This is a genomic window from Paenibacillus sp. sgz302191, from assembly GCF_057749925.1.
In genome coordinates this window covers 169,762-192,031 of the sequence record NZ_JBYLHY010000011.1, presented here as the reverse complement: position 1 = coordinate 192,031, position 22,270 = coordinate 169,762, and the positions used below count along the sequence as shown (strand labels likewise).

Below are 22,270 nucleotides of genomic sequence, written 5' to 3'. Positions count from 1 at the left end.
GCCTCTCTTTATTCATTTACAGGACCAAAGTTGTCTATTAGATATTGCCTTTCAGTTCTATAGTTGTTCCACAGTTGCTCAGCAAGAGCCTTGTTACCTATTCGGTCAGCCTCTTTTATTTCAACCATGTATGCTCTGAGTTCCATAATAATTCTATTTTTGAACTCATAAGTAACATCCAATTTGGGGTAGCCTTTTGCCATATCGTCTAGAAAATGTTGATACTCATGTCTTAGAGCACTTATTGAAGCATCTTCATATATATTTAATTGCCCTGGAATATTTCCTTTTGGTGCATATGCCATAATATCACGATCTAGGATTCTTACTTCTACTCCTGCTTCCTGTGCTTGCTTAATAATATCATCCCATTCCTCAGGGTGGGAGAGACGTCCAGGACCATAAATATCCCTAAACGGATCAGAATCATTCTTCCCTAACATGCTATCAGGTAATCTATCTTTCCCCGTCCCCTCAGCTTGCTTCACCAGCGGAACAAGCGGGCTCTCCGCCTCCACTGTGGCAGTTGCCTTGCTTGCATTCGATGTGAGGACACTCAATTCCTCCGCACCCTTCACACTTCGTACAACGGCCCCTAACGGTACAAAGACTTCTGCCATTTTCTCGATGCCGTAGCCCAGCATTTCCGCTTTCCGGTTCGGACTCGCTTTTTCAAATTCCTTTATCGTGTTCACGACTGCTTTCGTTACTTGTCCCGGCAGCTGCTTCACGTTCGCGATCCCATTCTTTGCATCTTCTTGCAATGTATACAGCGGTTTTTCGCTGCGGATCGTCTTCAAGGCGTATTGTGTACTTCGCACTGCCGAGCTAAACGCATTGCCCTTCAGAGCTAATGATACCACACCAGATAGTGTCCCTATAACTCCTTTGGCCACTCCGGTTTTAAAATGCTCTTCCAGTTGAATGCGTTGGTCTACGGCGTCCAGTACGCTTGTTATGTAGCGGTTATCCAGTTTGCTTCCTTCGAGCAGCTTCTGGATGATATCTCTTCCTTGTCCATTATAGGTGCTTGCATCCAGTGCTGAATAGACCCACTCTTCCCCTTGCTTGACTTTGTTGTCCAGCCAAGTGATTCCTGTCTCTACCGCATCCAGCCCACTTTCGAGAAAATCGAGTAACCTCGCTCCGCTTCGTCCCGTACACGTTGTACTCATGGTTTTTACTGCCGCTGCGTTTTTGACTTGAGGTAGGAAACTCCGCCCGGTCAGGACATCCTTCACCCATGATTTCCAACTTCCGCTGAAAATACCCGCGCCTTTCCCATCCGCCTCATCAAACTGATTCGCTTTTTTCGTGGCGAAGTCCTGGATTTGCTGCAGTTCGTAGCGCAGGTCCTGCAGCATCCGGTCAATCGATTGGTAGCCGCTGTCCACATCGGACCGCTGACGGCTGGACATCGTGAGCCCGTTCATCGCGCTGTGAAGCTGGCTTTGGATGCGCTCCAGCGTCCCGATCGTCGCATAAAGCTCGCTCGCCGTGGCTCGCAGAGTCGATGTGTCTACACGTATTTGCACCTAAGTTCCCCTTTCGTTAGTGGACCGCAGCTCTTTTAATGCGTTACCCTTGCGCCAAAATCGTCATAACTGGATAAATCCCCATGATAGAACGCCACATCGCCGTCCATCAGCGTGAACGTGTTGCCGTATTTATCCGTCGTCGTATTGCTGAATCCTTCCATCTGCCATTGGTTGTCCAGCGGCACGTTCTCCCCGGGCAGCCGGTAATAGCGCAAAAAGGGATTCGCATAATCGGCGTTCTTGATGCTCTCCAGGTTGAAATTCACGATGATGTACCCATCCTTCAAAAAGATCGGCGAATGATCGTCCAGCCCGCCATGCGTTCTCCCGTACTCCGCGATGTTCGTACCCGCCGCTACCACATAAGGCGCCGCCGGCAAGCTGTACTCGCCATACCAATGCTGGATCGAAGCCAGCGCCCGCTGCGGATCTACCGAACCGGGCACGCCGGCTTTCGGTCCGATCATCGTCCGGGTCAGCCATGGCGACGTGAACCATGCGTACGCATTTCCAACCCAAGACTTGCGCTTAGCCCGGTACAAAAAGTCGCTGACCCCATAGTTGTCCGCCACATACGCGGCCGTATCGGTGAGTTCCTCGCCCGGCACATTGCGCATCGTGTCGTTCAGCAGCACATGCCGCTGCTGCTTGTCGTCCGCGGAGCCGATTTTCACAAAATACCTCACCGGGTTCTCCGAATACGCATGGTAGTACAGATCCACCGGGATACGCCCCGTTCCATCCTTGTTCACAAAATAAAAGGTCGGCGTGATCCGAATTCCATCCCGTCGCCCGAACATATTCCCCTTCGTCTTCAAGTCGAATTTAAAATGATACCCGGTCTTGATCGACACGGTATGGTCATAGCCCGGAAACGGGTGGCTTCCCGGGTGAATCGGCAGCACGTACGGATAGCTGTTGCCCCGCGGGTTTCCGTCGATATCGTTCGTGCCGGTCCAGTACGAAACGCCTGTCGGCGAGATGCCGTCGCTCGTGCGGAACACGTACTGCCAATCATAGTCGCCGATATCCGTGATATGAAAATCGTACAACCTGCCGATCACTTCCACCGGAATTGTGTTCGTGGCCACATGATTCGGCCAATCGAAATTGGCGCTCGTTTGTGTCGTAAAGTCCGTAGGCGCATTGATCGCAATCGACCGAAAATGAACCGTATAAAACCCTTCGTCGATCCACGTCGGCATGATGAACGTCATGTCCGGTTGATTCACCGGAATGTCGACCCATGTCCCCGCCACGATGTACGCCGACTTGTCCGCATTCCAGACGTCGAACTCGAAGCGGACTTGCTTGTTGGCGGTGTACTTGGCGTAATCGCCGTACCCGTTTGTGACCCCGTACCCGCCAAAGCCGGGGTACGCGTCATGCTGGCCGGTCGTCGGCACGAACACCGTGAACGGCCGGTCCAAAATGACCGCCGCCCGGCCTGCGGTGGGCACGACTTTTTCGTTGTGCGCCTGATCGTCGGTCACAGACGGGTACATGACCACCGGTGTATGCACCGTCACCGGATTGATGCCGTCGATCGGATAGTCTTTATCCGATCCGCCTTTGACATTCCCCGGGATCAGCGGGTAATAGATCGTGCCGGTCGTCGGCTGGTCCGCCCGGTTGACGAGCGAATTGCTGACGACGTAGCCATTGCCGTACAGCACATCGCGGCCGATCATCGTTGGCTGCGGGATCGTTCCCGGCGTCTGTCCCTGATCGGGGTGCCGGGAATTTTCCATAACGGTTACGCCGTTAAAAACGACCAGGTCGTTGTTCACCTGGTTGCGGCCCACGGCGTTCTCCGCCGCCGATTGAAACTCCGGCGGCGTGCCTCCCGGCGGAGGCCCTCCGCCTGTTCCCAGATTGACACCGCTGCAAGTAGCAGGGTGAACGTGAGCGTTTACATCGTCGCTATTGCCGGATTGCAGCGTTGGCGCCGTATAGCCATGGGGATCCAACTGAACCGTTTCATCGGGATAGCCGCCGAGCGCATAATTCGTGATCGTGGATTTTTCTAATCCGTAGACCTCCAAATTGTCGATTTGCCAGTAGCTATATGGCCGTTTGACAGTCATGGTCTCGGTTACGGTTTCCTCCATAGGGACCGGTGGCGCCCCTTCCCCGCCGCCTTCCGTCCAAACGTATTTTTTGGTAACTTCAACCGCATACGACACCTCGCCGGTCATACTCGCAAATTGATTTTGAAATAAATACTCCAGCCCCAATACGTTCGCATAGAGGCTTTCCGAAGTCGGGATGCCTTTTAACACATCGAATCTTTCCGCATCCCGCATATCCGCGAGAAGCACACCGCTGGCCGCAGGGTCCATGACGGCATCCTGGTTGACGGTGCCTTTGACCGGGGGCTTGATCTGAGGGGTGCACCCGGGCTGAGACCCGCAGCTGCTGGATACCGTCACCGATGCGGTACCCGTTTGATCGATGCCTGCCGCTGTGTCGACATAGCGCGCTGTGATCGTAGCGCTGCCTGCCGAACTTGCCGTTACCAATCCGCTTGAGTTCACGGAAGCCACTGCCTGATTGGAGATCGACCATGTCGTGTTCGGGCTGCTTGAAACATTTTGAGTCGTCCCATCCGGCTTCGTTAAAGTGGCCGTCAATTGTTTGGTTGTGTTCATACCGGGACTCAAGCAGCCTGCAGGAACGTTTACCGATAAACCGGCTGCCGCTGGCCGATATTCGGCAACAATGGTCGTACCCCCGATATTCATCGTTATATTTCGGTTTGTTAAGTGAGCATCCCCGATCACTTGTGGAAACTTGATGTTGCTAGGATCCATCGTGGGGTAAATATATGACTTTGAAATCGGGACCGTTTGTCCATTGTGATCATAAGCAGGAGGAAGGTTATAAGTTACGCTTTCCAAATAACGGTATACATTTTCTGTTTTCACTGTATCAATGAGTGTTCTCGTAGTTCCGTCTGCTGAAACCAGATATCTTTCTACGGTTAAGGGTTCATAAGGCGTATACGATGCCGGTATATCATAATAATCATCAAGATCATCCGGGTGGGCCCATGGTTCTGCATGTTTTATTTCTTGAAGTGTATAAAAAGGTCCGCGCCTTGTGCTCCCGTCGGACGCATTGAACGATTCCATGATTGCGCTGAAATAGATGGGTTGCCCCGGCTGCAGGACAGAGTCAAAGCTGTCAAAAAAATCCCGATCAACCGTAGCCCCGTCAAATTTGAAAGTAGTTGTTACTGGATCGCCAGGGATTGGCGGGTCCGGATATTGAGTTACATTCGCTGCATTGTTATAGACAACAGTTTTATCTAGGTTCATTGGCTTGCAATCTCCATCTCTACATGCCGGAGCACTATGTATCATCCACCCGACAGTTCGATACCGAATGCCGGTAGTAGCGGCAGTTGAAGTAATGTCGATTTGAATGCCATGTAAACGTTCATCCATAGTAATTTGCACTGGATATGCGAGTGCTGGAAGTGGTAGGATTAACGCAAATATGAATACAATCAAAAGTACAAAAGATATACATTGGGGGAGTCTCTTCCTCATAAGTATCCCTACCTCCTTCCATATCAATCTATTCACGAATAACCATGAAGAGATTTACTCAATTCGATAGGTTTTGTATTTAAAAAGCGCAGCGTCTGATTTTATTTTCTCTTCGATTATTTTAACGCCAAAATTTTCTGCCGAAATCGCCACATCTGCATAGCCGACATACCAAACGTCTTTTTCAATGTTTTTCGGTCCCCATATATCGACAAACAGATTTTTGTTCTCATCAAAACTGGTTACTTTAAACCTGAATTGGCAGCGTACATAGTGTGAAACATCACCGAAGAAAACTATAGATGGTTCTGGCGTTACTGTGCCTTCAATTCGGATATGATTCTGCTTCACCCAATCAACATACCTTTGTGCATCACGATTTACGTTCTGTGGTTTATTAACGGTTTGTAAGAAAGCATCCACCCAGTTTTGATCTATCGTATTGTAATCCACATTCAGTATTTGATTACCAAACTGTGATACGAGTTTAACCCAAACGTCAACCGCATCTTTCGAGTAGTATCTGGAATCATGGATGATTTCTTTCGCTGTAAAACGAATTGAATCTGTCTGGAACGGATGTTTATACTCGTACATTTCATTAGGAATACCCTGTAGGATGTAAGGAAAATCACCGCTATTCGACGGCAGATTTGTCGTGCGAATCGCGCGCCCCCAGGGATCTTTGGGAGCGTTCATCGCTTGCTCCGCACTGGCAACCGCTTTTTCGTCGACAGCCAGCGAATGGCCTCCTTTAACAGTAAGAATACGCTCAATTGTCGTTATCGCCTCAGCCCGCGTTGTCGGTTGATCTTCCCCGAGCGTGCCGCTATCATCCATGCCAGTAATCAGACCGGCTTTGGCCGCCAGATACATCCACTTCGTATCATCAATGTTCTTGTCGGCGGTCGTAGCCCGAACGGCTGTGCGCGCCATTTCTTGACGCGTCATCGGCGTGTTCCAGTCCCCACTCATAAAATCGCTCGGTCGATATATCCCCGCGTTCGTCGCAGCGTTAACGTAGGGCAAATACCAACTATTACCGGTGGTTACACCTGAGGTTGGAATCTGAAGCGCGGTATTTACCATTTTGATAAATTCAGCGCGCGTCACTTTTGCATTCGGTTTGAAAGTGTGATCCTGGTATCCGTCGACATATCCTTTTTGCACCGCGCCGGCGATGGTCGTCTCCGCCCAATGCCCTTTCGTATCGCTAAAGCTGCCTGTGAAAGCTGTGCCGGCGGCATTCGTTGTTTTCGTCGTTGGTGAAACGGCGGTTGAATCAGCTTGGACATCAGGAATTGAAGTCCCAAGTAGTGCAATAACCGCTAGCGATGTAATCAAGTGAACTCTCATTTTTATACCTCCATAGTAAAAAAATTACTTTCTTCAAAACAAAAAAAACCAACTGCTTTTGGTGGCCCGGCTACCGTTTCTTTGAGCAATGTCTTACGACACTCCCCATAGAAGTAGGCCCGCAGCTTTGCGTCCCTGTCTTTCGAACAGGTTTGCCTTTTCAATTTCACTTGGTTATTAGGTATTTAAAACTATAAAAATAGTACATTAGATTTAATCCAAATTCCATATTAACCCATAATCCAACATAATTCCACAATATTATTTATAGTTCACACCAAAGGTTACCTATTCAATTACCACCTTGAGCAAGCAAAAGGAAGAAAAGACTATCAACATCGGCTGCTCGATTGTGGCACTGCTCACATACTGGATTATGTTCAATAACTTCGTACTCTTGGCCTTGATATAACGCCCAAATACCTCTATAAACTTCCTCAATTCTTCTGTTCAACCTCAAAATCACTAATTTTATTAAGAAAGTTCTCCGCGGTATCCTCGTTTACGACTGCAATATTAAATCTGTCTGAAAAGTCATCAGGATTATAAATTTCAAATCCTTTCTCAAGATAAGAAGCAATTAGTTTTCGCAAGTCTAAAAACCATATCTCCTTGTCTGCAACAAACCATACGATGTTTTGTATTTTACTAGAACTATTATAGTTTCAGCATACTTGGGTTTGTTATGCACTCGTACCTCCTCCTCAATATTCAAGTTATACCTTTACTTGGTCCGCTACATATTTTAATTCTCGGTTCTAAAAATGGTTATTTTTGTTGCTTTCTATGAATCAACTCATGAAAAAAAGAAGACCACAATACAGGTGGCTAGCTCGCATTGTGGCACTGTTCGTTGCTTGGTAATTTACACAAAATTACTGATAGATCATTACAAATCTAGATTTTCATCCTCTATGACCAACCTAACATTTTCCAAGTACTGTTCCCTGATATTAAGTTCAGAAGAATCAATGTTTTCTTTTTTCCAGATGCTTATCAATCTCTTATCCTTAATAATTTCTAATGCATTTTTAACAATATGTTCTCTAATGCAATTATTACGCACGCAAATTTCTGCCAATATTACAGTGAACAACCAATTTGTTTCCTCATAGTCGTCTGTTTGGTTTTCATACTCTACGACCAATCTTGAAATTGCTTGACCTGGGGATAATCCATCAGAAATAAAACTCGTGTAATCTTTCGGGACATACTCCATCAATTCATCATATGTTAATTCTTCTACCATATTCTACCTTCCACCTATCTCTTTAATTCTCTTATATAATACACATAAATCTCTATATCTGGGAACATCTCTTTGAATTTTAAAATAATTGGACTACAGCTAGCACACGGCTCTCTATCAGTATAAAGGTCAATTCTCCCTTTTCTCTCCCTTGGTTCAAGCTTTTTCAGCTCGTCAGTAATATCCTCCAAAATTTTAAATTCTGTATCCCATTTTCTTGTATAAGCACCTTCTCCATCAATGACATCTAAATCGTTAACATCTCGTGGTGTAAAATTCCAGTCCTTCTCATCTTTAAGAGTCGAGAAACCTTGTGCATCACCTGCATCACTTACAGCGTTTACACGACTAGAAGATTTATACTCAGATCTTAATCCTTTTATCTCTACTTTTGCCAAACCAAAATTACCTTGTTTCCTAATTTCCTTCGGCAGTTCTTTTCTGAGCTCTTTACTTCTCCTAGCTAGTTCTCCACCGATACTTTGCGAATCGATTGTTACCTTCTCAGCAGTAATAACTTCACTTTTCAAAGAAGATTTACCCGTCCTCTCACCCTCCGGCAGCTTCTCGTTCGGTCTCTCATTGGGCTTCTCAGGTGGTTTGATCGTTTGCGGAGGAGTTCCCTGATCCACTTCACCGACTCCCCTGGCCGTATTCCCTAAAGCGGGCTTCCCCTTCGAAATAAGCGCTGATGTCCCTCCTGCGATCATGGAAGCCAGCCCGAAGCTCGCCATCCAGTGCTCTTTGGAGAGCGCTTCTTTCGGATCCAGCGCCTCCTTGACCGTTTCAACGCCCCCCATGCTCAGCCAATTGGCAAAATCGTAGGGAGAGTCCATCATTTTGTTTGCCCTGCTTTGTAGACCATCGTTGATGCCTTTTGGAATGCCCATGGTTACATAATTCAAAAAATCAGCAGGGGAATCCAGAGAATGGGCGGCGCGTTCTTCGAATCCTTTTATAATGTCCTTCCCGATTTCCTGGAAGCTATCCGTATGTCTATCGCATTTTTCCTTCTTGTCTTAAGTTTTCGTATAGTGCTTTATTTGCTAACATTCTGTTATACAGTTCCTTAACGCATCATCCTTATTTTCAAATTCCTTAATATTCATTCTCTTCCTCTCTCGCTATAATAAACAATCCATTTATCTCTTCTTTTAGCTACGCAGTTTTTCGATTTTTTTCAATTTTTTCCAAAAAACATATCATTCATATGGCATAGTTTCATCTTCCAATAACAACTCTTGCAATTCTTCTCTTGTCATTTCAATAACACTCCCTTTAATCAAATATTTCCCTGATATATCCTTCTTTTAAATAATATGCTTATTCCTAACCTATGATTCAAGTTGGAATAAACCTTTGAAAGTTTATCAATCATGTTTGTCAAACTTTCTAAGAGTTTGCTTTGTTGGCTGTATTATGCGACCTTGCAATCACGATATAAACCCGTGTATTTTAATTACATTGTTTGAGCTGAGTTTATACGGGGCCATACCGACTGGATAACCCCAGCCCAAAAAAGAAACCTTGAAAGGCACGAAGCCAGTCAAGGTAAGTTATAATACACTATCCGTTTCGGTATTTATTTCACCAAGAAAATCTGGCCATCATGGTTGCAAACAATAATTTTTGAATAATCCTTAGATGCAGTTATCACGTCCAGCCCTTCCTCCCTATCAGGATTGATTCTATCTTTAAGAAATGCAATTACGTTTGTCTTACTCGTTAAAAACAACTTATCCTGATAGTCATGAATTGGGTGCTTGTAAAATAGATAGTACTCTTCTCCAGTAGAAAGTGCATCAGTATCATAAACTTGATTATCTACCCGCACCCAGTTTTTAATATTTTCCCCTGGTTCTATATTTTCGGGGTTGATTTGTTGCAATAACTCTTTCATTATTTGTTTTGCTTCATTTTGATTCACTCGACTTCCAGGGAAAACTTCCATTTTTATTATCCCTCCTAATTAGGTTCGCTATAAAAAATATGACCTTTACCAGAGTTACTAGAATGCCAATCCTTCCACTTTATGTGTGGGAGGTCATTATGGGGGGCATTTTGGGTGTGCTTTTCGTTTGGATGTCTTTCATAACCCTTATCATATTTTTTAGTAGAATATTGTTTATATCTATTCATGTTACCTCTGCCTTCTTGCAATAATACTTTTGCTTCAGACGCAGATTCAACCCTAAAGTTTGAAGATCCACCCTCATTTAATTTTTTAACTGCATTGCCCCACTCTTTACTTCCTCTAGTTATAACGGGCATTTCAGTTGCCTTAACATCTTTACCCATCCCCTCAATTTTTCTGGCAATAGACTGCTGAGCCCGATAGGCAAGACGGGCATCTGCAACAGCTTCGCCACCCAAGGGAATAGCTGCCAATAAAGATAAACCGGCATTAACTGTATCCCCCTCATAACTATAAAGAAGGAAATTTGCGCCTTCCGAGAATATATCTACTCCCGGTATATTCCCAGCTATATCAAGGGCTGTATGCACCCAACTGCTCCAATCATCCCCATCCCTGCTCAATCCAAAAGGATCTACATAAGAAACAGGATTTCCATTCACATAAGCATAGCGGTTTAGCGTCTGCCCATTTTCAATACTACCAATCAGAACATCACGATTCAAGAACCGTTTAATTTCAGGATTGTAGTACCTAGCTCGCATATAATACAACCCATTACTGTCAGTCATCACACCGTCTCGTCCATTATACATAAAAGGAGTCATGGATGTCCCAATGTGATAAGTCAAATTCCCATAAAAATCATATCCAATACGATCTGTAATGTGCCCACTCTCGTCAGTAAGAACGGTCGTACTCCCTCTTCGATCATAATGGTGTATCGATAGATTCCCTTCCACATCTTCCTTACTTATTAAGCCAAGACCATAGACATAATACGCTTTAGGTACACCTGCCGCATCCGTTTCCATCAACACTTGGCTTAAGGAAGTATTAGGATTAATGACACAACGAGTAGTTACCCCATTTTCAATCTTGGATACACGGTGGTTTTCCGCATCATACCCATAGCTTGCGTTCCCCGCACGGATAAGTCGATTCTGCGAATCATATTGGAATGTCAGCATTTGACCGTTTAAAGGCCCGTTGGTCATGTTTCCATCTGCATCATAATTTACAGGATTCCCGTTAAACTGAGCTAATCTATTATCAGCGGTATAAGACATATTTACATTTTGAATAACGGTCTGCGCGCTTCCAGGCTGGTATACATTCTGGAAAACAGTTAAATTCCCGGCCGGATCGTATGAATAGGATTGGCCATATACTGCATCAGCAATACCTACATTAGTTAACCTACCCAATACATCGTATGCATAGTTATAAACCTCATTCGTGACGCTGTTTCTTTCTGATAAAACTAAATGGTTGTTATCATAGGTATAGCTGTAATGATTGATAGCACTACCAAATCGATCAGTGTCATTCGTCTCAATCAGTTGTCCTGCTTTATCGTATAAGTTCATTTCTGTAGAACCATCGGGACGAATTGTCTTACTTAGTCGGCCATTTACATCGTAAACGTATTGGGTATGACGGCTTCTCCAATCTGTTACCTGGACAAGTCGATTTGTCGAATCGTACTCATAGGTGACCACTTTACCATCAGGATAAGTTAACGTTTTTAAATTTCCATTAGCATCATAACTATATTGAATTGTATTGCCAAATACATCTTTGTAGCTTGTCAAATGATTCAATGAGTCATACTGTCTGCTAATAGTTCCATTACCATCTGTAGTAATTAGTGGGTTACCATTTGCATCATATGTTTGTGTAACAGTACCTTCCGGATTTGTAAAACTGATCTGTCTTCCAGCAGCATCATATTGATATGTGGTTTCTTGGCCGCGACCATTAACTATACTTACAAGTTGTCCTTGAGTGTCATATTTATACTTTATCGTCGAGCCAGATGATGTCGTGATTGAAACTATTCTTCCTGCAGAATCATAAGTAAAACTGGTATTATTATTGTTTGCATCTCCAATAGTTGTACGGTTTCCATCGGTATCATAACTTTGCTGGTTATTCCCACCAAGTGTATCGCGAGTTGAAATTAGTCGATTAACAACATCATATTTCATCGTTGTCGAACGACCAAATGCATCAATAACTTGAGTCACTCTATTCAAACTATCATATTTTTGGGTTGTAACGTTGCCCAATGCATCAGTAATAGAAATCGGATTATTTACTGCATCAAAAGAATAAGTTTCAATTGTATCCCCATTTCCATCCGTTTTTCCGATTACATTACCCACTGTATCATATTGCGTACCAAAAGAATTTCCCTTCGGATCAGTTACACTGGTTAAACGTCCTTTAGAATCTCGGTGGAAATAAGTTGTATTACCATTGGCATCTATCACTGAAGCTAGTCGATCTTCTCCGTCATATTTATAGGTAATACTTTGATTTAACGCATTAGTCTCTGACAGGAGATTACCGTTTGCATCGTAGTTGTATTTGGTTAAACTCCCTTTGGGATCAGTTTTAGTAACTTTATCACCGTGACTATTGTAGGTATATTTAAAAGTATTACCTAAACTGTCTGTCTGAGTTAATATATGACCAGCCGCATCATATGTATACGAATCAGAAATGTCCCCTTTCTTTTTCTTAACAATTCTGCCGATGTTGTCATATTGATAATTGGTTACTACACCAGTAGGATCGGTTTTTTTTACAAGATTGCCTTGTGCATACTCGTACAATGTCTTGGCTTTCAAAGGTGTTGTTACTGATTTCAACAAACCGTCGCTATTATACTCATTTGTGGTACTATTGCCCAACGAGTCCTTCACATTTAAAATGTTATTGTTACTATCGTAGGTGTATGTGGTTGTGTTCCCTTGAGCATTTTGTACAGAAAGTAAATTGTTTTTGGAGTCATACGTCATGATAGTTAGATTGCCATTTGCATCAACCGAATTTATCAAATTACCTTTGGAATCATACACATACCTCGAAAAATCCCCATTAAAATCTCTTTCGCCCGTACGATTCCCATTTTGATCATATGAGTATGTTTTGATATTTCCCATTTCATCTGTTAACTGTATTAGCTCATAAAAACCATTATGGGTTACTGCATGTTTCTGACCATTACGATCCGTTATCGTAGTAATTATATTTCCAGGCAAACTTGTTTCATCATAGTTGAATAGAGTAGCTGGATGATTCGCCAAAGCATCTTTTTGTGAGATTACTCTGCCTCTATCATCATAAGTATTTATGAAGGAAACAATCCCATCTGAATCCGTTGCAGTCAATACTCGCCCATTACTATCATACGTATAATTTGTAGGATTTCCATTTGCATCTACGATGGACGTTAAGTTTTGATTAGCATCGTAGGTAATAGATATTTCACGATTCACTACATCTTTAATTCGATTCATTAACCCATTTGTATTATAAAAAAATTGAAGGGCTTGTCCTGAAACAGGTTCATTCACAGTAATTAATCGGCCTGCATTATCATAACTAAATTGATAAGTTTGTCCATGACCATTCAATAATTTTGTGACTTGACCGGTAGGGTTAAACAGATATGTGGTTTGATCCCTGAGGGTTAAAGTATAGCTTCCATCGCTATTTTGAACTAGATTATCATAATTGACGCTCAAGTCTGAGCTGGTGTATTGTCCGCTACTATTTCTCGCAAAAGTATTCTGACGGTTTGCATTCCAATGAACAATGATATTTCCGCTTGATTGCTTTTCCAAATATGTTTCAAAGTCATGGCTCCAACCTTTTCCTAATGGGCCAACATTAAGTAAAAGGGAATTGTAGTGAGTATTGAAGCTGAGTGGAAGTTCTCCATTTACCGTAAGCAACGATCTTGTAATCTCGTGCGCTCCAGTTGCCGTGTTTACTGGGTCAGCTTCAAATGTTTGTTCGTCCATTATTCTGGAATCTAAAGTTTGTATCTTGGAAATTGCATTACCTCCAGAGAGATTTATTTCTGGAACTCTAGAGAAATTGCCAGTACCCAAATTAAAACTTCCTACATAACAATTTGGGTGTTGTTGAACAGTGCTTCCCGATGGTGCCAAATACAAGTCTATACTGCTGGTATAATGTGACGGGTCAGTTGAACTGATTTGAAATACCAATTGTGTGCTGGAACTAGAGATAACAGTGATTCCCACATTATTATCCTTGTAGCCAATCTGTTTTCCACTCGGATTACGTGGATCATTACTCTCTACCAACATGAAATTTCTATATCCATACCCACCGTATCTCATGCTTACCCAATATTCTAAGGGAGGCAAATTATTTCCAGTAACTGTAAACGTGGGATTAAAATACATGTCACCATAATTTGCAGTTATTGAAGTCACTTTTATTGTGTTGGGAGCTAATGTACCCAAATTAAAACTTCCTACATAAAAGCTCGGATGTTTTTGAACAGTACTTCCCGACGGTGCTAAATACAAATCTATACTGCTGGTATAATGTGACGGATCAGTTGAACTGATTTGAAATACCAATTGTGTGCTGGAACTAGAGATTACAGTTATTCCTACGTTACTATCTTTGTAACCAATCTGTTTTCCACTCGGATCACGTGGATCATTACTCTCTACCAACATGAAATTTCTATACCCTTCACCACCGAATCTCATATATGTCATATACTCCAAGGGGGGCAAGTTAGTTCCGGTAATAGTAAACGTGGGGTTAAAATACATGTCACCATAGTTTGCAGTTATTGAGGTTACTTTTATTGTGTTGGGAGATAATGTGCTCAAATTAAAGCTTCCTACATAAAAGCTCGGATGTTTTTGAACAGTACTTCCCGATGGTGCTAAATACAAATCTATACTGCTGGTATAATGTGATGGGTCAGTTGAACTGATTTGAAATACTAATTGTGTGCTGGAACTAGAGATTACAGTTATTCCTACGTTACTATCTTTGTAACCAATCTGTTTTCCACTCGGATCACGTGGATCATTACTCTCTACCAACATGAAATTTCTATACCCTTCACCACCGAATCTCATATATGTCATATACTCCAAGGGAGGCAAGTTAGTTCCGGTAATGGTAAACGTGGGGTTAAAATACATGTCACCATAGTTTGCAGTTATTGAGGTTACTTTTATTGTATTGGGAGCTAATGTACTCAAATTAAAGCTTCCTACATAAAAACTTGGATGTTGTTGAACAGTACTTCCCGATGGTGCTAAATACAAATCTATATTACTGGTATAGTGTGATGGGGTTGTTGCACTGATTTGAAATACCATTTGTGTGCTGGAACTAGAGATAACGTTTATTCCTACATTATTATCCTTGTAACCAATCTGTATTCCACTCGGATTACGTGCATCATTACTCTCTACCAACATGAAATTTCTATATCCATATCCACCGTAACTCATGCTTGTCTTGTATTCCAAGGAAGGCAAATTAGTTCCGGTAACGGTAAATGTAGGGTTGAAATACATATCACCATAATTTGCAGTTATTGAAGTTACTTTTATTGTGTTGGAAGTATCCGCCGCATAAATGGTATTATCAACATCTTTGAACAATATGGAGAATAATATTGTTAATATTAGTAATAATGAAGTAATCTTTTTCAAAAATAACTCACCTCAAGTAATATAAAATAAGAATTCAATAAACGGTTAAGCTAATCAAGTGATATTATCACCAAAAAATTGCAAACAGTCAGCATTCAAAATAATAGCGCCTTACATTGTTGAATTTTAACCTAATACCTACGGATTAGCCCCCTTCCTCTCTTATCTTTATGCCGATTTTGAAGTCCGATTGGAACTGATCAGAACCGTAACTATATCGATTATCAACTTAAAAATTTCGTTTCAAAGCCTCCTTTCGGAAATAATTCTTGGTGATCTCTGGTAAAAGAAGGTCGGCATCTCGCATGTCATCTCGCTTTCTGAGCTGCTTTCAACAACAAAAAACCAACCGCTTGTGGTAACCCGGCGGCCGTTTCTCCAGAGATGTCTTGCGACATGCATCCCGGAAAAGTAGGTCCGTGGCTTTGCGTCCTTGTCTTTCGAGCAAGTTTGCCTTTTCATTTTCACTTGGTTCATAGGTAGACGAATCTATAAAAAATAGTACATTCGATCCATAACTCTATCCATAATAACCCATACTCTTGTTGACTATCAATATAAATTTCAATTTTTATCCAAAGTATGCGAAATTTCGCGAAAAATCGCCACTGAAACGATTTCTCCCCACCCCGTTCCTTTCCTCAAGGGTTGCTGAACTGAAGCGGGGCACAAGGTCGCTTGGCAACAAAAAGGCAGGCTCCCGATACGATCCGTCGGCAGCCTGCGACCCGTTCGAACGCGCTAATTGGAACCTTTTTCTCTCACCCGATGTACCTGCAGGTTGCGGTATTCGGCGATGAGCGGGGCCATTTGGCGAAACCCGATCCGCCCTTGGCCGAGGATAGGGCCGTAAGTCGTACCGTCATCCTTCCATTCAAGTACCAATAGATCGTTGATGGCGAACAGCACCTCCCCGCCATGAACGAGCACGCGCATGCGATACGGCCCTCTCGCGTCGAGCACGGGCGGCAGCGGATCGGCCCCCTGCGCGGCCAGATGAAAACCGTAACTTTTTCTTAAGTTACAGGTATGAAAAGAGCGCTCCTCCTCCCATAATCTGCGGTAATAGGAGATGTGATAAGCATTGATGTCCCCGTGGTGGTACTGGTCATAGACGCCTACCCGCCGCTCGAGCCCGGGGTCGAACATATCTTTGCCGCTGCGGCCCGCCGCGCTGAAAAAAAGAATGCAAAGCCCCGGTTCTTTAACCGGCCAAAAATCCCAACTGATCGACAAGCCGTCCGGAAACGTCTCCGGGCACCAAAGCACAAAATTGGCTCTCTGCCCTTCCCCGGCATCCAGGGCGTTCTCCATCCGCATTCTGCCCTGGGGAAAAGAGATATTCGCGCTTCCTTCCAGGCGAAAATCCGCGATATCCGCCGGTGAAGCAAGCGGGTTCTCATACAGCGTCTCCACGATTTCATATTGTTCGAACAAAGCATCTACCTCCTGCACTCGAAATTCAAAACACCGGCCTCTCACGAATCCTTCGGGCCTAAAGACCTTATAACGCCGCTCCAATCGCCGCCCAGTGCCTTCCAGAACCAGGACCTCTGCCCTTCCGGCAGCAGCGAGGGCGGGATTCTGGAATCCCACGGCATACGCGAGAACGGCCGCGGATTCGATGAAGGGGCCTGCGCTTGATAAGGAATCGCCTTCAACTCCCGGCCTGTTTCATCGAGCGCGATTTCAGGATTGCCGTAGCTGCGGATCCACTGAACCGTCGCTGCCCGATGCTCTCTTTTCACATGCTCAAAAAGCGGATCCTCCGCCAAATCGACAAGCTCGTGCGGATCATTCGCGAGATGATACAGCTCTTCGTAACCGCCGTTTTGATAATACAAATATTTCCATTCCTTACTGCGGATATGAAGCATATAGTTGGGCGGCACGTAAAACTCGGAGCAGACGAAATCCCGGCGAACGGAAGCCGGTTCCGCCAGCAGCTTCAACAGATCCACTCCGGGGCGGCCGTCGTCTTCGCGGTGCCCGCTTGCCCGGTTCACGAAAGTAGGAAAAATGTCCAGCAGAGTCGTCAGCTCGGCGCAGCGGGTGCCGGGTGCGATCACGCCGGGCCACCGGGCGATCATCGGGATGTGGAGGCTGCCCTCATACCCGAAGTTTTTGAACCATAATCGATGGTCGCCAAGCAGTTCCCCATGGTCCGAAGTAAACAGAACGAGCGTATTGTCAGCCAGCCCCTCTTCATCCAGCGTTCTCATGATTCTGCCGATCTGCTCGTCGATGAACGTAATATTCGCGTAATAATACGCCCTGTTTCTAAGCAGCGCCCGCTCCGAATACAGATCGGCTTCCATCGCTTGGCGGTGCGATTCGATGTACGGATTTTTGGAGGTACCGTCATTGTCCGACACCCAAGGTTTCGGCAAATTCTCCGGGTCGTACAGACCGGTCAAATGCTGCGGGCAATCGAAAGGAGCGTGAGGCTTGACGAACGATGTCCATAAAAAAAACGGCTTGTCCGCAGGTCTTTCGTTTTTCAGCCAATGTACCGTCCGATCCCCGCACCACTGCGTGATATGGAGCTCCTTGGGCAGCCCGTTCACAAGCGGCTTCAATTCGTTATAGCCGATTTCCGGCGGCTTCTCCCAGCCCCAGGCGCCGTGCTCGATCAAGTACCGGTCGTAGTCGTCGAAACGAACGTCTTCCACGCGCTCCACGGTGCGCACCCCCCTCATCTCCTCCGACAAAATGAGATGTTCCATGCCGTACGTCTGCCCTTCCGGCGTAAAATGCATCTTCCCGATCGCCTGGCTGAAATAGCCGGCTTTGGCCAAATAAGCCGCGATCGACTCATCGTCGGCAACAGCCGGAGCAGATTCGTTATCGAAGACGTTCGTCTTTCCCGCAGCGAATCCGGTCATTACGCTTGCCCGCGCCGGGGCGCAAAGGGGGCAAGGGGTGACCGCATGCTCGAATACGGCCCCCTCGCTCGCCAGCCGGTCCAAATTCGGCGTTCGTATCGCGGTATTGCCGTATGCCCCTAACGTATCCCAGCGCTGCTGGTCGGTGAAGATGAGCAGCAAGTTCGGTTTGTCGCTTTTCTGTTTCACGCTTTTCGTTTTCGCGCTCATCATGGCTTTACCGGCATTTCGGGGAGGGATTCGAACTCCGGAATATCGGCTATGTACAAATTGCCGTACCCCGACATATCGCTTGTAAACAGCACCTGCCTGCCGTCCGGGCTTAGCCTCGGATGAACGTGAAGATTTTGTGTGTGGAAGCTTCCCCTGTGCTTGCACAGAATGCGCGGGCCTTTGAACCCGGAACCGTCGTTTCGCCACACCTGCAGCGTATCCTGGAACTGGTCGCCGTGATAAGCGTTCGTCTGCTGGCCGTCGCCGATGACAAGGGACAAATCGTTGGAGTGCACATGCATATTTTGAAAAGGAAACTTGTACTGCTCGGCGCCGCTGTTGTCGTACTTGACGGCCCCGATAATTTTCCCGGTATGATCGTCAAGCGAATTGGTAAAACCGTGGTAACCGATATGAACACCGTCCGCCAGCCAATATTCATGCCCGACATATTCATTCGGCAGCGTTTCCTTCACCTTCCAATACCGCCCGGTCGCGATATCCAGTACCCAAATCCGATGATCGATCTGCTCCCAGGGCCCTTCGTGGCAAAAAGTCAGCAAATTCGCTTGCGTCGGCGACGTATTGATATGGCCGATCCACAGCTTATCTTCATGAAGCCTGTTCACCTTCCCATCCGCGGGTGAAACCGCCATAATCATGCTGTGCGGCTTCGCGCGGAAATACGCTTCAAAGCCGAGGTAACCGTTCTTCGTATCCAGCGCGATCTGGTCCGTCAAATCCTCGTTCAGCCCGAAGCACAACCACCGCCCGTCCGCGGTGCAGCTCATGCTGCCGAATCTGTAGTTCGCGGGAATCGTAAAAAGAATCCGCTCTTCCAACGTTTCCAGATCGATGGCGCGAATCGAATTGTCATAGTAAAAGTACGCTTCATGGCCGTCAGGATGAAGAAAAGCGCCTTGAATCCGGGATTCGCGGCCGCGCTCCAAGTCCGTTAATTGAGTCATGGCGCCGCTGTGCAGATCCATGCTGTACAGATTGGCGGCATTCCCGCGGTCCGAGCCGAAGATCAGCTTGCCGTCGCCATAAAAGCCGTTGTTCGTAAAATAAATATGGTAGCTGTGCGAATTGTGATTCGTCAGCTGTGTGACGGTTGCACCCGTGATCAAATCCGTAAAACTGCGCCGTTCGGACGGCCAAACCGTTCCTTTGGTGCCTCCGGTGTTTACCGCTGCCATTGCCATCGCGCTCCTTTGGTTTGCACGGTGAAAGTCCGGCCACATACGGATGACCGGACCTTCGCCGCGAGGAATTGTTCCATTCGCTGTATGCTATTTGCCTGCCTTGGAAGCGGCGTAGGCATCGTTTATTTCTTTTGTATACGCATCGCCGCCGTTCTTTTTCCACAACTCCATTTCGGCTTTAAAGCCGGCCTCATCGATTTTGCCTACGATAAATTTGGTTCGCGCGTCTTCGACGGCCTGATCCAACTGCGTGCCCTTTTGCGTGTAGGTGGCGGTTGTAAACGGTTCGGCGGGATTGGTGACGATAATTTTTTCATTCGCTTTTTGCACGTCGTTCGACTTCTGGCGAAGCGGTGTGGACGGTTTGAACATGTCCGGTATCATGTACGGAATCGAAGACAAAATTTGCGAGATGCCTTTGTTGTTAATATCCGGCGTCATCGGGTCGGTTTGCAAAATAAGCGTAACCAGCTTGCCGTCCTCCACTTTGTAATGAACGCCTTCGATACCGTAGTTGATCAACGCCTGCATCTCTTTGTCGTTCGTTTTGTCCAGGAACGTAAGCACCTTTTTGAGGTCGGCCTCGGTTTTTACGGCGGATTTGGAAATGAGGAACATCCCGTTGTGCCCAGCCGTCGGTAAATTGTGCAGCCCGCTCGGACCGCTTACGGCGCCGATGATGTCGATGCTGGCTTTGGGGTTGATCTGCTTCATTTTCTCATCGATTTGATAGGAGCGCTCCGTAACGTCAATCGCTACGCCGGCCTGGCTGTTAATGATCGGATCGTTCCATTTGGCCGAATCGTATACCGCAAAATCCGGATTGATCAGCTTCTCGTCATACAGCTTTTTGAAAAATTTGAGCGCTTCCATATATTCCGGCGTCAACTGGGCGGGAACCAGCTTGCCGTCTTTTTCGCCCCATTTGTTCGGAGCGCCGAACCAGGTTTGCATAATGTCCCACGGTCCGCCGTATTTGGTCACGACCATCCCGTAAGTGTCGTTTTTGCCGTTTTTATCCGGATCGTTGTTGGTGAACGCTTTGAGCATCGCGTAAAATTCGTCGATCGTCTTCGGTTCCTGCATGCCGAGATTGTCAAGCCAATCCTTCCGGTAGCTGATACCCATCCGTCCGATCGGCCGGGATACGTAAAGACCGTAATATTTGCCGTTGACCGAAGTGTTGTTCAGCACAGTCGGATTCGCCTGCTTCAAATTCGGATAATCTTTCAGATACGGGCCGATTTCCCAGAAAGCGCCTCCGTTGATCGCATTGGCGACAGCCGATACTTTGGCATTGTTCACAAACACAAGCGTAGGCAAAGTTCCGGAAGCAAGGGCGATGTTCAGTTTATCGCTGTAGCTCGTATCGGGAGTAAACTGCAAGTCCAGCTTTGTATTCGTATATTCTTCGATTTTTTTCCATACTTTGCTTTCGGGGGTTGCGATATCATTGTTGTAACTTTTCAGCATGATACTGATTTTGAACGGCGCTTCCTTGGCGGTCGCCCCTCCGGCCGTCGTCTTCGGCGCATCCGCCGCATTAGGCTTCGCAGTGTCGGAGCCGCACCCCGTGATAGCGCTTGCGGTTACGAGCGCGCTCGTCAGTACAAACCATGTTTTTTTCGTATTTTTCCAACTCATGTTCTTTTCCTCCCCTTGATGATCGGTTTACTGGTTTATGATGAAGCATGCACCCGTTTTCCAACCGGCGCTGCGACAACCCGTTCGCTTACCCTTTGACCGCGCCGATTAAAACGCCTTTGGCAAAATATTTTTGAATGAACGGATACACGAGTAAAATCGGCAGCGTACCCACGACGATGATCGCCATTTTAATCGACTGGTCCGGCGGTTTGACATAGGTCGGGTCGTAGGTTCCCATTTCCAGCGCCCCCGTCGCCATCAGTACGATTTGCCGCAGCAGCACCTGCATCGGCCACATTTTGGCATCCGATAAATAGATCAGCGCATTGAAGAAATCGTTCCAGTGGGCGACCGCGTAGAAAAGCCCGAATGTAGCGATAACCGGTTTGGAAAGCGGCAAAACGATTCGCCACAGCACGCCGATATCGTTGCTTCCGTCAATGCGCGCCGATTCGATCAATTCGTTAGGAATTTCCTGAAAAAACGATTTGACGACGATCAGGTTAAAAGCGTTGATCGCGACGGGCAGCATGACGGCCAGGTACGAGTTCAGCAGTCCCAAGCTTTTTACAACCAAATAAGTAGGAATAATCCCGCCGCTGAACATCATCGTGAAAATAATCATGTTCAACACGGCGTTTCGCCCGACCATGTGCCGCCGCGATAAAGCGTACGCCATCGTAAAGGTGAAAAACAGATTAACGAGCGTTCCCCCGACGGTAACAAATAACGATACCAATAAGCTCCTTGGCAATGCGTTATCTTTAAAAACAAACTTGTAAGCGTCGAACGTAATGTGTTTCGGAATCAGGAAAAAGGATCTGGCCCCGATCTCAAGATCGCTGGCGAACGATCCCGCGACAATATACAAAACCGGAAGCAGCATGGCAAGGGCGACGACTGCCAGAAACACATGGTTGAAAATATCGAAGCATTTTTCGCCCAGCGATTGGTGCCGATAGTTCATCGTTCTCCTCCTTTC

General features: G+C 45.8%; 12 protein-coding genes and 2 riboswitches. All 12 genes read right to left on the bottom strand.

Features of this window, described 5'->3' with window-relative positions:
• Positions 1-8 precede the first annotated feature (8 nt).
• Positions 9-1,535: a hypothetical protein gene (locus tag AC3G2T_RS17735; protein WP_488436380.1), complete on the bottom strand. Its 1,527-nt coding sequence runs from the start codon at positions 1,533-1,535 to the stop codon at positions 9-11.
• Positions 1,536-1,570: 35 nt separating this feature from the next.
• Positions 1,571-4,189, bottom strand: coding sequence for a DUF5704 domain-containing protein (locus tag AC3G2T_RS17730; protein WP_488436379.1), 2,619 nt, complete (start codon positions 4,187-4,189; stop codon positions 1,571-1,573).
• A gap of 957 nt (positions 4,190-5,146) precedes the next feature.
• On the bottom strand, positions 5,147-6,448 hold the full coding sequence (locus AC3G2T_RS17725) for an S-layer homology domain-containing protein (RefSeq protein ID WP_488436378.1): 1,302 nt from the start codon (positions 6,446-6,448) through the stop codon (positions 5,147-5,149).
• Positions 6,449-6,505: 57 nt separating this feature from the next.
• Positions 6,506-6,615, bottom strand: a riboswitch (cyclic di-GMP riboswitch).
• Between the two features lie 722 nt (positions 6,616-7,337).
• On the bottom strand, positions 7,338-7,697 hold the full coding sequence (locus AC3G2T_RS17720) for an Imm3 family immunity protein (protein ID WP_488436377.1): 360 nt from the start codon (positions 7,695-7,697) through the stop codon (positions 7,338-7,340).
• 14 nt (positions 7,698-7,711) lie between these two features.
• Positions 7,712-8,536: a deaminase domain-containing protein gene (locus AC3G2T_RS17715; protein WP_488436376.1), complete on the bottom strand. Its 825-nt coding sequence runs from the start codon at positions 8,534-8,536 to the stop codon at positions 7,712-7,714.
• Between the two features lie 743 nt (positions 8,537-9,279).
• Positions 9,280-9,648 (bottom strand): hypothetical protein, encoded by a 369-nt coding sequence (locus AC3G2T_RS17710; RefSeq protein ID WP_474681191.1) that lies wholly within the window; start codon positions 9,646-9,648, stop codon positions 9,280-9,282.
• 14 nt (positions 9,649-9,662) lie between these two features.
• A complete protein-coding gene (locus AC3G2T_RS17705; RefSeq protein ID WP_488436375.1) occupies positions 9,663-15,338 on the bottom strand; it encodes an RHS repeat-associated core domain-containing protein in 5,676 nt (1,891 codons plus the stop codon).
• 354 nt (positions 15,339-15,692) lie between these two features.
• Positions 15,693-15,803: riboswitch (cyclic di-GMP riboswitch) on the bottom strand.
• A 276-nt stretch (positions 15,804-16,079) separates the two neighbouring features.
• On the bottom strand, positions 16,080-16,775 hold the full coding sequence (locus tag AC3G2T_RS17700; protein WP_488436374.1) for a YesU family protein: 696 nt from the start codon (positions 16,773-16,775) through the stop codon (positions 16,080-16,082).
• A 41-nt stretch (positions 16,776-16,816) separates the two neighbouring features.
• Positions 16,817-18,436 (bottom strand): sulfatase family protein, encoded by a 1,620-nt coding sequence (locus AC3G2T_RS17695; protein ID WP_488436373.1) that lies wholly within the window; start codon positions 18,434-18,436, stop codon positions 16,817-16,819.
• On the bottom strand, positions 18,433-19,635 hold the full coding sequence (locus AC3G2T_RS17690; protein ID WP_488436372.1) for an oligogalacturonate lyase family protein: 1,203 nt from the start codon (positions 19,633-19,635) through the stop codon (positions 18,433-18,435). The genes AC3G2T_RS17695 and AC3G2T_RS17690 overlap by 4 nt, the downstream gene beginning before the upstream one ends.
• Before the next feature lie 93 nt (positions 19,636-19,728).
• Positions 19,729-21,285: an extracellular solute-binding protein gene (locus tag AC3G2T_RS17685; RefSeq protein WP_488436371.1), complete on the bottom strand. Its 1,557-nt coding sequence runs from the start codon at positions 21,283-21,285 to the stop codon at positions 19,729-19,731.
• An 88-nt stretch (positions 21,286-21,373) separates the two neighbouring features.
• Positions 21,374-22,255 carry a carbohydrate ABC transporter permease gene (locus AC3G2T_RS17680; RefSeq protein ID WP_488436370.1) on the bottom strand — a complete coding sequence of 294 codons (882 nt, stop codon included), beginning with the start codon at positions 22,253-22,255 and terminating at the stop codon, positions 21,374-21,376.
• Between the last annotated feature and the right edge of the window lie 15 nt (positions 22,256-22,270).